The sequence below is a fragment of the Sulfitobacter alexandrii genome (assembly GCF_001886735.1).
GTDB lineage: Bacteria > Pseudomonadota > Alphaproteobacteria > Rhodobacterales > Rhodobacteraceae > Sulfitobacter > Sulfitobacter alexandrii.
In genome coordinates this window covers 915,272-927,613 of sequence record NZ_CP018076.1, presented here as the reverse complement: position 1 = coordinate 927,613, position 12,342 = coordinate 915,272, and the positions used below count along the sequence as shown (strand labels likewise).

Annotated in this window: 14 protein-coding genes; 6 read left to right on the top strand and 8 right to left on the bottom strand. The window is 64.8% G+C overall.

Annotated elements, in window-relative coordinates:
• Positions 1 to 4 precede the first annotated feature (4 nt).
• Entirely contained in the window at positions 5 to 580 is a 576-nt protein-coding gene (locus BOO69_RS04595; RefSeq protein ID WP_071970739.1) for an OmpA family protein, read from the bottom strand.
• Between the two features lie 574 nt (positions 581 to 1,154).
• On the opposite strand from BOO69_RS04595, the gene BOO69_RS04590 reads away from it, so the two are divergent.
• Entirely contained in the window at positions 1,155 to 1,505 is a 351-nt protein-coding gene (locus tag BOO69_RS04590) for a hypothetical protein (protein WP_071970737.1), read from the top strand.
• Between the two features lie 7 nt (positions 1,506 to 1,512).
• Here BOO69_RS04590 and miaB read toward each other — a convergent pair whose 3' ends face one another.
• Positions 1,513 to 2,811 carry a tRNA (N6-isopentenyl adenosine(37)-C2)-methylthiotransferase MiaB gene (gene miaB, locus BOO69_RS04585; protein WP_071970735.1) on the bottom strand — a complete coding sequence of 433 codons (1,299 nt, stop codon included), beginning with the start codon at positions 2,809 to 2,811 and terminating at the stop codon, positions 1,513 to 1,515.
• A 109-nt stretch (positions 2,812 to 2,920) separates the two neighbouring features.
• On the opposite strand from miaB, the gene BOO69_RS04580 reads away from it, so the two are divergent.
• Positions 2,921 to 3,790 carry a hypothetical protein gene (locus tag BOO69_RS04580; protein ID WP_071970733.1) on the top strand — a complete coding sequence of 290 codons (870 nt, stop codon included), beginning with the start codon at positions 2,921 to 2,923 and terminating at the stop codon, positions 3,788 to 3,790.
• A 16-nt stretch (positions 3,791 to 3,806) separates the two neighbouring features.
• Here BOO69_RS04580 and BOO69_RS04575 read toward each other — a convergent pair whose 3' ends face one another.
• Positions 3,807 to 4,601 carry a phytanoyl-CoA dioxygenase family protein gene (locus BOO69_RS04575; RefSeq protein WP_071970731.1) on the bottom strand — a complete coding sequence of 265 codons (795 nt, stop codon included), beginning with the start codon at positions 4,599 to 4,601 and terminating at the stop codon, positions 3,807 to 3,809.
• A 20-nt stretch (positions 4,602 to 4,621) separates the two neighbouring features.
• Positions 4,622 to 5,041 carry an iron response transcriptional regulator IrrA gene (irrA, locus tag BOO69_RS04570; protein WP_071970729.1) on the bottom strand — a complete coding sequence of 140 codons (420 nt, stop codon included), beginning with the start codon at positions 5,039 to 5,041 and terminating at the stop codon, positions 4,622 to 4,624.
• 188 nt (positions 5,042 to 5,229) lie between these two features.
• Here irrA and fabA point away from each other — a divergent pair, with 188 nt between their 5' ends.
• Positions 5,230 to 5,739 carry a bifunctional 3-hydroxydecanoyl-ACP dehydratase/trans-2-decenoyl-ACP isomerase gene (gene fabA, locus BOO69_RS04565; RefSeq protein WP_071970727.1) on the top strand — a complete coding sequence of 170 codons (510 nt, stop codon included), beginning with the start codon at positions 5,230 to 5,232 and terminating at the stop codon, positions 5,737 to 5,739.
• 76 nt (positions 5,740 to 5,815) lie between these two features.
• Here the strand turns inward: fabA and BOO69_RS04560 are convergent, their stop codons facing one another.
• Entirely contained in the window at positions 5,816 to 6,442 is a 627-nt protein-coding gene (locus BOO69_RS04560; protein ID WP_071970724.1) for an SDR family oxidoreductase, read from the bottom strand.
• Between the two features lie 65 nt (positions 6,443 to 6,507).
• A complete protein-coding gene (locus BOO69_RS04555; RefSeq protein WP_071970722.1) occupies positions 6,508 to 7,887 on the bottom strand; it encodes an NAD-dependent succinate-semialdehyde dehydrogenase in 1,380 nt (459 codons plus the stop codon).
• Positions 7,888 to 8,034: 147 nt separating this feature from the next.
• Between BOO69_RS04555 and fabB the strand changes: the two genes are divergently transcribed.
• Both fabB and BOO69_RS04545 read left to right on the top strand, forming a co-directional pair.
• The gene (gene fabB / locus BOO69_RS04550) at positions 8,035 to 9,264 is read left to right on the top strand and encodes a beta-ketoacyl-ACP synthase I (RefSeq protein ID WP_071970720.1); all 1,230 of its coding nucleotides are present in this window, start codon (positions 8,035 to 8,037) and stop codon (positions 9,262 to 9,264) included.
• A gap of 10 nt (positions 9,265 to 9,274) precedes the next feature.
• Complete coding sequence (locus BOO69_RS04545) at positions 9,275 to 10,066, top strand: enoyl-ACP reductase FabI (protein WP_071970718.1); 792 nt, start codon at positions 9,275 to 9,277, stop codon at positions 10,064 to 10,066.
• Positions 10,067 to 10,199: 133 nt separating this feature from the next.
• Here the strand turns inward: BOO69_RS04545 and BOO69_RS04540 are convergent, their stop codons facing one another.
• Positions 10,200 to 11,318, bottom strand: coding sequence for a THUMP domain-containing class I SAM-dependent RNA methyltransferase (locus BOO69_RS04540; RefSeq protein WP_071970716.1), 1,119 nt, complete (start codon positions 11,316 to 11,318; stop codon positions 10,200 to 10,202).
• A 127-nt stretch (positions 11,319 to 11,445) separates the two neighbouring features.
• Between BOO69_RS04540 and BOO69_RS04535 the strand changes: the two genes are divergently transcribed.
• Positions 11,446 to 11,712 carry a hypothetical protein gene (locus BOO69_RS04535; RefSeq protein WP_172839496.1) on the top strand — a complete coding sequence of 89 codons (267 nt, stop codon included), beginning with the start codon at positions 11,446 to 11,448 and terminating at the stop codon, positions 11,710 to 11,712.
• A gap of 127 nt (positions 11,713 to 11,839) precedes the next feature.
• Here the strand turns inward: BOO69_RS04535 and BOO69_RS04530 are convergent, their stop codons facing one another.
• Positions 11,840 to 12,268, bottom strand: coding sequence for an FKBP-type peptidyl-prolyl cis-trans isomerase (locus BOO69_RS04530; RefSeq protein ID WP_071970712.1), 429 nt, complete (start codon positions 12,266 to 12,268; stop codon positions 11,840 to 11,842).
• Positions 12,269 to 12,342 lie beyond the last annotated feature (74 nt).

Here is a 12,342-nt window from a genome sequence, read left to right as displayed (position 1 = left end):
CCCCTCAGCGAATGCAGATGATTTCGACGCGGCGGTTCTTGGCCATGCCTGCGGCGGTGTTGTTGGATGCCGCCGGCATCCGCTCTCCGTAGCCGCGCACGTCCGCGATGCGCGCGCCCGCCTGGTTGGCAATCGAGGCGACGGCGTTGGCGCGGTTGTAGCTCAGCCGCATGTTGTAGGCATCGGAGGCGCGGCTGTCGGTGTGGCCGGTAATGATGTAGCTGACCGCACCGGTGGTCTGGAAGAAGTTCAGAAGCCTTGCGCGGCCCGCCTTGTGGATGCGGTAGCTGTCGGTGGCGAAGAACTGGTCCGTGTTCATCACGCCGCAGACATTGCCCCGCCGGCACACCGGGATCCCCTGGCGCGTGACATGAGGCGACATGTAGCCTTCCGCACCGTCGTCCATGACCCAGTGTTCGCAGCCGTCCGGGTCGACCCAGATGGTCGGGATGTAGACCCCCTTGTCGCGGCCCTCCTGCGACCGGGTTTGCGCGTCGGCAGCTGACGCGTGCAAGGCGAGTGCCGCCACCAGCGACAGGCTCGCCACGGTGCGGATCGCTTTGGAGATGAAGTTCACCACAGCTATTTTCCTTTATTATTCCCCCAAGAGAGCCCCGCACAGCAGATCCACAGGGCCCAGCAGATACCGCGAGGTTAGGAAAGTTTTCATCGGCTGTGAAGCGGGTATGACTCGAATTGGGGCGGTTTTCGCCGCGCAAACAATGAAATAGCCTGATAATTTCAGGTTTGAACGGAATGCCGGTTTCCCAGGCCGCCGCCGCGCCGCGCCGCCATGGGGGCCAACTGGTGTCATACGGGGCCCTGAAAGGCCGCGGGACGATCCGACCGCCGGGGCTGGCGCCGATTGACCGGCGGGGTGAAAACGGTATCAGTCGCCGGGCAGAAACAGGCGCCGGTCAGGTGGTTTTCGCGTCATTGATACCGCTGGCGTGACAATGCACGGAAAGGTGGAGGCATTGTTTCCCAACTGCGCGCAAACGCCCAAAAATTGTCTTGAATTAGCTCCGCCGTGCCTTAATCGTCGTATCATGCCGTTCAACGTCAGCCGCACGGACTGCCATCCGCATCTCATGGGGCTGAAGTGGACTATCTGCAAGGCCGAGCCGTTCGGCCACAACACCGGGGTGTGGTAAATGATCAAGAAAATTGTACTGGCTGCCATCGTGGCCGCCGTGGCCGTACCGGCTGCCGCGGACCACAAGAGACACAAGACCTACAGCTATCACTATGGCAACTACGGCCCGTCGGGAAACCGGATCGTGGTGAGCTGCTGGCGCGGCCCGTGGAACGAGGTCATCTGGGACCGCCCGAACGCGGTGTTCGTCGATAGCCTTGTCTCCGTCGGCTACGACTTTTCCACCGCGGATGCCATCGCGACGCGCATCTGCCGGGACAAGAACCTTGTCGGCCGTCCCGACGCGATGAAAGAGACGATGGAGCGGATCTGGGCCGATCCCGGCTCGCACCGCCGCCACAACTACTGAAACGGGCTCAGACCTGGACGCCGCCCAGCGAATTGGTCTTGGCGTCCAGGATCCTGACCCGCGCGATGTCGCCCACCGCGGCCGTGCCGCCCTCGATATGGACGGAGTGCAGATAGGGCGACTTGCCGATCATCTGGCCGGGGTTGCGCCCCGGCTTTTCCACGAGAACGTCCATCTCGCGTCCGACCATGCTGTCCTGGATCTCGCGCTGGTGTTCGGTGATCAACGCCTGCAACCGTTGCAGCCGGTCATCCGCCACGTCCGGGTCGACGCCGGGCCGTTCCGCCGCCGGTGTGCCGGGGCGCGACGAATACTTGAACGAGAACGCGTAGCCGTAGCGCACCTGCCGGACCAGCTCCATCGTCGCCTCGAAATCCGCATCCGTCTCTTCCGGGAAACCCACGATGAAATCGCCTGACAGCACGATGTCGGGCCGCGCGACGCGGATGCGTTCGATCAGCTGCAGGTAGCTTTCCGCCGTATGGCTGCGGTTCATCCGCTTGAGAATGCGGTCGCTGCCCGATTGCACGGGCAGGTGAAGGTAGGGCATCAGTTCTTCCACCTCGGCATGCGCCGCGATCAGATCGTCGCCCATGTCATTGGGGTGGCTGGTGGTGTAGCGGATACGCTCCAGCCCGTCGATGCGAGCGAGCTCCCGGATCAGGCCGGCCAGTGTCATGCCGCCGTGGTAGGCGTTGACGTTCTGGCCCAGCAGCGTCACCTCCCGCACGCCCCGTTCCACGAGGTCGCGGGCTTCCTCCAGCACGCGGGCCGCGGGGCGCGACACTTCGGCGCCGCGGGTATAGGGCACGACGCAGAAGGCGCAGAACTTGTCGCAGCCTTCCTGCACCGTGAGAAACGCGGCGGGCGCGCGCCGGGCTTTCGGACGGCCCTTCAGATGATCGAACTTGTCCTCCGCCGGGAAATCGGTGTCCAGCGCCGGCAGGCCCGACCGCACCCGCGCCTCCATCTCGGGCAGGCGGTGGTAGGTCTGCGGGCCGACGACCAGGTCAACGGCGGGCTGGCGGCGCATGATCTCCTCTCCCTCCGCCTGGGCGACACAGCCTGCCACGCCGATCTTGAGTTCCGGGTTCAGCTCCTTGAGCGGCTTCAGCCGGCCCAGCTCGGAGTATACCTTTTCCGCGGCCTTCTCGCGGATGTGGCAGGTGTTGAGCAGGATCATGTCCGCGTCTTCGGGCGTGGCCGTTTCGACGTATCCCTGCCCGCCCAGCGCCTCGGCCATGCGTTCGCTGTCGTAGACGTTCATCTGACAGCCGTAGGTCTTGATAAAGAGCTTCTTGGTCATCGGTTCTGTCCTGGTGCGGGAGAGAGTGTCGTCTAACAGGGCGCGGCAAGGCTTGCAATGCACCGGGAATTAACCGATTCTGCGGCACAAAACCACAACGAGCGAGCGCATGCAGTACGCCAGCCTGACCGCCATGATCAAGGAGAATGCCGCCGCGCTGGCCAAGGGGCCGGTGGCGATCATCATGGTCGAGGACGACGTCGAGGTGGCGACCACGCTGCGGCACCATCAGCAGGCGGGTTTCACCAGCGTGATCGCCCTGATGCCCGACCTGTTCGACCTGCCTCGCGACCTTCAGGACACGGTCCTGCGAGTGGATTATGAAACGAGCGCCGAAGGTGCGATGGAGGACGCCGTCAACCGGATGATCGAGGCGGTGCCGGGGCAATGGCTGTATTACTGCTTCAACGCGGAATACCTGTTCCACCCGTTCTGCGAGACACGCAACGTCATCGAATTGCTCGCCTTTCATGGCGAGGAACGCCGGGATGCGATGCTGACCTACGTCGTCGACCTCTATGCCGAAGACCTGTCGCGGTATCCCAACGCGGTATCGCTGGATCAGGCGCACATGGACCGGTCGGGATACTACGCGCTTGCGCGGCCTGACGAAACGAACCACGGCCACCCTAAGGAAAGGCAGCTCGACTTCTTCGGCGGCCTGCGCTGGCGGTTCGAGGAACACGTCCCCGCGGTGCGCCGCAAGATAGACCGCATCGCGCTGTTCCGCGCGAAGAAGGGACTGCGGCTGCGCTGGGACCACACGTTCAACGACGAGGAATACAATACCTACGCCTGCCCGTGGCATCACAACATCACGGCGGCGATCTGTTCCTTTCGCACCGCCAAGGCCTTGAAAAGCAATCCCGGCAGCCGGCACGAGATCGACACCTTCAAATGGCACAACTCCGCGCCGTTCGAATGGCATTCACGTCAGTTGCTGGATTTGGGGCTGATGGAACCCGGACAGTGGTTCTGAACCGGTCCGGATCGTGTCAGGCGGGCCAGAGCACCGGGAACCAGTCCTCTCTCAGTTTCTGACCCGGCACCATGTCATGCCCCGGAAAGGGTGGCGAGGTCGGGCCGGGCCGCTCGACATAGCGGGCGTCGTCGCCTACCAGCCTGAGCGAAAAGGCCCGTCGCCGCGCCACGGTGCTGTTGCCCCGTGCACCGTGCAGCACGCCGAAATTGAAGGCCACCGCATCGCCGGGCGCCATTTCCCATTCAAGAATCTTCATGCCTTCGGCCTCCGGATCGGGCACGGGCATGTAGGGTTCCGGATCGAAGAAGGGGTCGCCCTTGACCCATCGGGTAGGCAGGACCGGCTTGTCCCAAAGGTGCGAACCCGCGACACAGCGCAGCGACGCTTCGCGCACCGGATCGAGCGGCGACCAGAAGCTGAGGGTCTGGCGCCCCTCGACGAAGTAGTAGGGCCCGTCCTGATGCCAGGGTGTCGCCATGGAGGTGCCCGGCTCCTTGACCAGAACGTGATCGTGGAAAAGCTGCGCGCTTTCGCTCTGCATCAGTTCCGCCGCGACCTGCGCCGCGTCAGACCCGAGGATCACCTCGCGGAATTCGGGTATGTCCTGCCAGTTGCAGTAGTCGTCGAAGAACCGCCCGGTCTCGCCCGGCTTGTCGTTGTTGGATGCATAGGGACCGGGCGCGGCCATGTTGCGTTCGATGCCGGCGCGCAGCGTTTCGACATGATCGGCGAACAAGCCCCTGATCAGCACCACGCCGTCGCGCTGGTAGGCGTCGATGTGTTCTCGGGAAATGAGCGGATGGGTCACCGGTGCCCGCCCCTGCCGGATCAGGACTTGCGTCGCAGGCGGATCACGACATCCACCGAGGCGATCTCCGCACCGTCGGGGGCATCCGGCAGATTCGAGATGATCAGTTGGTCAGAGGCGGCGTCCGTCAGCTTGCCGTCGTCTTCCCAGTAGAAATGCGGGTGATCATGCGTGTTGGTATCGAAGTAGCTCTTAGATCCGTCGACGGTCACTTCCTGCAGCAGACCGGCTTCGCAGAACGCGCGCAGGGTGTTGTAGACGGTGGCGAGGGAAACGCTGTCGCCCTCCCGCTTGGCCGCTTCGAACAGGCTTTCGGCGGTGACATGGCGATGCTTGCCGTCGCCCACCAGCAGGCGCGCGAGAATGGCGCGCTGCCGCGTCGGGCGGACGCCGGCCTGCTCCAGCCATTTCGTACCTTTATCCTGATGCACTTGCGCCATTATGGCCCCATTGTCTGTTTCTGAGACTGTATTAAGCATTTCACGCCCTATTTTCAAACGATATTCCCCAGCCGTCCTGCAGGTTGTCCTGACTGTCGGGCGCGCCGGCCGCCCTGCCCCTTGCGGCAGCCGCGGCGGCGATGCTAGACCCTCTCGGAGCCCAAAGCCCGAGCAGGAGAGCCGAACACATGGCCGACTACCCCACGAGTTTCGACAAGGACGCACTGCTGAAATGCGCTGCCGGAGAATTGTTCGGTCCCGGCAATGCGCAGCTTCCCGCGCCGCCCATGCTGATGATGGACCGCATCACCGATGTCTCGGCCGATGGCGGCGCGCATGGCAAGGGTCACATCACCGCCGAATTCGATATCAGCCCGGATCTGTGGTTTTTCGAATGTCACTTTCCCGGAAACCCCATCATGCCGGGCTGCCTGGGTCTGGACGGCCTGTGGCAGCTGACCGGCTTCAACCTCGGCTGGCGCGGCTGGCAGGGGCGCGGGTATGCGCTGGGTGTCGGCGAGGTCAAGCTCAAGGGAATGGTGCGGCCCGACCGCAAGATGCTGACCTACAAGATCGATTTCACCAAGGCCGTGCAGACCCGCCGGCTGACCATGGGCGTGGCGGACGGCATCGTCGAGGCCGACGGCGAGGTCATCTACGAAGTCAAGGACATGAAGGTGGCCCTGAGCGAAAGCTGAGCCCAGGCCACGTCAGGAAAGGAAACGCCCCGGAAATCATCCGGGGCGTTTTTCATTCTGCGGTCGCGGTCGCGATCTAGGCCGCCTGAAACGGCGCGTCCGCCGCGGATTGCATGTTCAGCGACTGGCCATCGTATGATCCCGTCACGGCCGCTCGTGCGAGGGTGAAGGCCACGTCGGCCCGGCTTGCCTTGGCTTCCGGATCAACCTCGTTGCCCAAGACAACATTGCCGGAACGTGGATCGTCCGTCAGCGCGACCGGGCGCAGGATCGCATGCGTCAGCGATGACGCCTGCAAATGCTGGTCCGCATCATGCTTGGCTTCGAGGTAATGCTTCAGCGGATGTTCGGCAGGCGGCGCATCGGCCCCGATGGAGCTGAGCATGATGAACCGCTGCACGCCGTTCTTCTCGGCCAGGTCGACAAGACGCTTGGCGCCCAGCCGGTCGACCTTGTCGGTCATGTCAGCGCCGGTATCGCCACCCGACCCGGCGGCAAAGACCACCGTGTCGATTTCCGCGCAGACGTCATCCGCTAGGTCGGTCAGATCGCCGGACCGTGTCTTTGCCCCTTCGGGCAAAACCTGCGTGTCGGACCCGTCACGTACCAGGGCGATGGGATCCGCCCCCAGGTCGATCAGGTCGCGGAAAAGGAGACGCCCGGTCTTGCCGGTTGCGCCAGCTACGAGAACCTTGTGTTTCATTTTCGGTCACCTCTTTGAATGCGATTGGTTTGTGGCGGGGCCGCGGCCCCGCCGCTCTGTGGATTTCAGCTTGGCAGGAAGATCGACTTGATGTTCACGAACTCCTTCATGCCGAAGCCGCCGTGCTCGCGCCCGTAGCCGGAATCCTTCACCCCGCCGAAGGGCATGTTGGGATCGGCGGCACCGAACGAATTGATCCGGACCATGCCGGTGTCGAAGTGATCGCGCGCCAGCCGGATCGCACGCTCCTCATCAGTGGAGAAGATGCCACCACCCAAGCCATAGCGGCTGTCGTTGGCGATGCGCATCGCGTCCTCGTCGTCCTTCGCCCGGATGACCGAGGCGACGGGGCCGAAGATTTCGTCGTCGTAGGCCGGCATCCCCGGCGTCACGTCGCCGAGCACGGTAGCGGGATAGTAGGCCCCTTCCCGGTCCGGCACGCCGCCGCCGCAAAGCACCTTGGCCCCCTTCTTGACGCTTTCCTCGACCTGGTCGCGGACGGTCTCGAACTGTTCCTGGCTGGACAGCGGGCCAAGCTTGGTTTCCTTCTGCATCGGGTCGCCCATCTCGATCTGTTTCATCTGCGCGACGAAGGCTTCGGTGAAGGCATCGTAGACCTTGTCGGCGACCACGAACCGCTTGGCGGACACGCAGGTCTCGCCGTTGTTGTAGAGCCGCCCCATCACGCAAAACTTCACCGCGGTTTCGATGTCCGCATCTTCCAGAACGATGAAGGCGTCGTTCGACCCCAGTTCCAGAACCGTCTTCTTCAGCGCCTTGGAGGCCACGGCGCCTATGTGACGCCCGGCGGTGTCGCTGCCCGTCATGGTGACACCGCGCACCAGCTCATGTTCGATCAGCTTGTCGCTGACGTCATGGCCGATCAGGACCACGCTGAACAAGTCTTTCGGCAGCCCCGCCTCCTCGCATATTTCCTGCAACCGCAGCGCGCTGCCGGTACAGATCGACGCATGCTTGAGTATGCAGCCGTTGCCCGCGATCAGGTTGGCCGCTAGAACGCGCACGGGCTGGTAAAGCGGAAAGTTCCACGGCTGGATCGAGTAGATCACGCCGATCGGCTGGTAGGTGACGATGCCGCGCTTCTTGCCGCCGGCGTGGGTGCGTTCCTCGTCCGCAAGCTCCGTGGGGCCATTCTCGGCGGCATATTCGAAGAGGGCCGCGCAAAGATCGACCTCGGTCAGGCCGTCCTTGTACAGCTTGCCGGTCTCGCGGGTCATCAGTTCGGCCAGCTCTTCCTTGGCATCGCGCAGCTTTGCGGCGATATCCTTGAGGAAGGGCGAGCGCTCCTCCACTGACTTCTTGCGCCAGTCGAGAAATGCGGCGTGACACGCCTTCAGGCGGTCCTTGGCCTCGGCCTCGGACATCTTGGGATACTCGGCGATCTTGGTGTCGGTCGCCGGATTGATGGTGGTGATCTGGTTCATGGTGCTCTCCTCGTTTGAGGGGCAACGGGTGGCGTCGGGCAATGGTTCCTGCCTGACCCGGGGGCATCCCTCTCGTGCCCCAATCAGGTTGCGTGTGCCGACGGTCCTGTCCTACACAGGGGCAAAGACCATCAAAGGAGTGCGCCCATGCGCCGCGTCGTCGTCACGGGATTGGGGATCGTATCCTCGATCGGGAACAACGCCGAAGAAGTGCTCGCGTCCCTCAAGGCCGGCACCTCGGGGATCACCGCAAGCGAGGAAATGGCCGAACACGGCTTTCGCAGCCGGATCGCCGGTACGCTCAAGATCGACGTGTCCGAACATGTCGACAAACGTACGCTCCGCTTCATGGGCCCCGGCGCGGCCTATGCCCATATCGCGATGGGTCAGGCGATCGCCGATGCTGGACTGGGCGACCAGATCGTCAGCAGCCCGCGAACCGGCCTGATTGCCGGGTCCGGCGGGCCGTCGACCTCGGCCATGTTCGCCGCGCACAACGTGGTCAAGGACACCGGCACGACCAAGCGGATCGGACCCTTCGCCGTGCCGAAGTGCATGTCCTCCACGATCAGCGCCAACCTGAGCACCGCCTACAAGATCAAGGGCATCAACTATTCGATCACCTCTGCCTGTTCGACGTCGCTGCACTGCATCGGGTCGGCCGCGGAACAGATCATGATGGGCAAGCAGGACGTGATGTTCGCCGGTGGCGGCGAGGAACTGGACTGGACCCTGTCTTGCCTGTTCGACGCGATGGGCGCCATGAGCAGCAAGTACAACGACACGCCCGAAAAGGCGTCGCGCGCCTTTGACGCCAACCGCGACGGTTTCGTCATCACCGGCGGCGGCGGCATCGTCGTGCTCGAAGACCTCGAGCACGCCAAGGCGCGCGGGGCCAAAATCTACGCCGAGGTGACGGGCTTCGCCGCGACCTCGGACGGCCACGACATGGTGGCGCCTTCCGGCGAGGGCGGGCAGCGCGCGATGGAACTCGCGCTCGCGACCCTCCCCGAGGGGCGCAAGGTGAGCTACATCAACGCGCACGGCACCTCGACGCCGGTCGGTGACGTCGGCGAGATCGAGGCGGTGCGCCGGGTCTTCGGCCAGCGCAGTACCCCGCCCGTCAGCTCCACGAAGTCGATGACCGGCCACGGACAGGGTGCAGCCGGTGCCATGGAAGCGATCTTCAGCCTGCTGATGCTGGAGCATGATTTCATCGCCCCTTCGATCAACGTCGAAACCCTGGATCCCGCGCTGGACCCGGCCGAGATCGCGCTGGAACGGGTGGACAACGCGGGGCTGGATTCGGTGATGACGAACTCGTTCGGCTTCGGCGGCACCAACGGATCGATGATCCTGTCGAAATACCAGGGCTGAGGGGCCGCAGATGTCGAATACACTCAAGGGAAAACGCGGCCTCATCATGGGTGTCGCGAACGATCGTTCCATTGCATGGGGCATCGCGAAGGCCATGGCCGAGGCCGGAGCGGAGCTTGCCTTCACCTACCAGGGCGAAGCCTTCGGCACCCGGCTCAGACCTTTGGCCGAAAGCGTGGGCTCGGATTTCATGGTGGACGCCGACGTGACCGATGACGCCTCGCTCGACGCGGCCTTCGACCAGCTCGCCGCGCGCTGGCCCACCATCGATTTCCTCGTGCACGCCATCGCCTATTCGGACAAGTCCGAACTGACCGGCCGGTTCCTCAACACCAGCCGTGCTAACTTCAAGCATTCGCTGGAAATTTCCGCCTACAGTTTCATCGACGTCGCGCGTCGGGCGCATCCGCTGATGGTGGAGAACGGCGGAACCCTGCTGACCCTGACCTACCAGGGGTCGAACAAGGTCGTGCCGAACTACAACGTCATGGGCGTGGCCAAGGCGGCGCTGGAATCCGCCACGCGCTACCTCGCCAACGATCTCGGCCCCGAGGGCATCCGGGTGAACGCGATCTCTCCCGGCCCGATGAAAACGCTCGCCGGGGCCGCCATCGGCGGCGCGCGCCGGACCTACAAGCATACCGACATGAACGCGCCTATGCGCGCCAACGCGACACTGGCGGCGGTCGGCGGCACGGCCGTCTACCTGGCGTCGGATGCGGGGGCCTGCACCACGGGCGAGATCATCCATGTGGACGGCGGCTTTCACGTGCTGGGCATGCCGCAGGCCGAAAACCTCTGAGCGACCGCCCTCACGGTTTGCGGTTCGGGCGCAGCGGGGCGCGCGCCTCGCTTCTTTATGCCAAAAATACTCCAACCCGACGGCGCAGCCCGCGGCACGGCGGCCCTGATGCGCCCGGCACGCCACCGCTGCCTCAGCGCAGCGGCCCCGTCTGCCACAGCCAGACTTTCATCCCGCCATGCGCGACCGGAGCGCTCTGATCCTTCCAAGGCAAACCGGTCGCGCGGGCCAGCGATGGTTCGCTGGTGACCATCCCCACGCGCCAGCCGCCAAACCGCTCGAGCAGCGTGCGGCCGAGCGTGCCGTAGAGCGGGTAGAGCAACTTCTTGTTGCCGATGCGCGCGCCGTAGGGCGGGTTGACCATGACCAGCCCCGGCGCGCCGCCGGGCGGCGCGACCTCGGCGGCCCCATGGCAGGCAAAGGCGGTCCAGTCCGACACGCCGGCGCGCGCGGCGTTCTCCCCGCTCATCCGGATCGCGCCGGCGTCCCGGTCGGAGCCGTGGAAACGGGCCTGCGCAACCGGCGCCGCCGGGCCTGCGGCACGCATGTCGGCCCACTGCGCCGGGTCGAAGCTTGCCAGCCGCTCGAAGGCGAAGCTGCGGCTGCGGCCCGGTTTCAGACCCGCGGCGATCTCCGCCGCCTCGATCACGAAGGTGCCGGAACCGCACATGGGATCCAGGACCGGCCCGGAACCGTCGTAGCCGCACTGACGCAGCATGAGCGCGGCCAGTGTCTCGCGCAGGGGCGCCTTGCCCACCGCTTCCTTGTGGCCGCGCTTGTGCAGCGCCTCGCCGCTGGAATCGAGGCTGAGGGTCACCGCGTTGTCATGGATGCGGACCTTGATGACCAGATCGGACTCCGATGACACCGGTATGCCGTGGCTCTCGCGCAGCGCCGTCTCGATCCGTTGGGCAGCCGCCCCGGCGTGATAGATCTTCGACGCCTTGCAAGTGACCTGCACCCGGACCGGCACGTCGGGGCGCAGCACATCGCCCCAGGGAAATTTGCGCGCCCGCTTGTCGAGCTGGGCCAGATGGAAGGCCATGAACTGCCCGATCCGCACCAGCACGCGCGTGGCGCCGCGCAGTTCGAGGTTGGCCCGCCAGACCTCGGGCCAGCCGCCGCGGGTGGTGACACCCCCCGGGCCGATCACGGGGTCGGAAAAGCCTTTTTCCGTAACCTCCGCCAGCAGGGCAGCTTCCAGTCCCGGAGGGCAGACGATGAATATCTCGAGGTCGGTGTCGCTGTTCATGCCCTTGCATAAGCCGATGCCACGCCGGGCGCGAGGGGGCATCGGCCTTTTCGAAACGGCCGGGCCGGAATAATGGCATGTCTCCGTCCCGGACGGGCCGGGATGACGCCCCGTTTTCGCCGGATTCGTGCACTACGCCACTGACATGGAATTCGCAGAGACATACCGGCAAGAGGTCCTGCGGTCGCGGCAGGACCGTGCGCGGCGCGCCCTGTTCTGGTCCCGCGTCCTCGGGCTCGTACTGATGCTGACCGTCGCGGCCGTCCTGCGGGCGGAGCCTGAACTTCGGCGCGCCCTCGCGACGGCGGGCACGGACGCGATCCTCGCCGTGGCGGGACGGCAGGCGTCGGCGGGTCCGGGTCAACCGGCCCGAGGGCTTCGCGCCGGCCCATGACCCATCGGCCGGCCCCGCCGTGGACGCGGCGACGCTGGCGGATGAAACAGGGGCGCGGCTTCGCAAGATGAAACCACGCCCCTGAGAAAAACCTTTCGGCGGACGGCGACCCGCCCGCGCTGCGGCCTCAGCCGATGCTGACGACTTCGATGTCGAACTGCAGATCCTTGCCCGCGAGCGGATGGTTGGCATCCAGCGTCACGGTGGATTCGTCGACTTCGACGACGGTCACGGGCAATGCCTGACCATCCGGGGTCTGCATCTGCAGCTGGGTGCCGATGTCCAGCGGGATATCTGCCGGGATGCCCTCACGGGGGACCGCCTGGCGCATCTCGGGGTTCACCTCGCCGTAGGCTTCGGTGCTGGGGACCTTGACGACCTTCTTCTCGCCGACGGACATGCCGGGCAGCGCGCCGTCGAGGCCGGGGATGATCTGGCCGGAACCCACTTCGAACTCCAGCGGGTCGCGACCCTCGGAGCTGTCGAATTTCGTGCCGTCCTGCAGGGTGCCGGTGTAATGAATAGCAACTTTGTCGCCTGATTTGACCTCGGTCATGACGTTCTCCAATCTTTTCGGGAAGGGGATGAAGGCCGCGTGTCTGCGCGGGTGCTTCGGATTCGCCCAAGCCT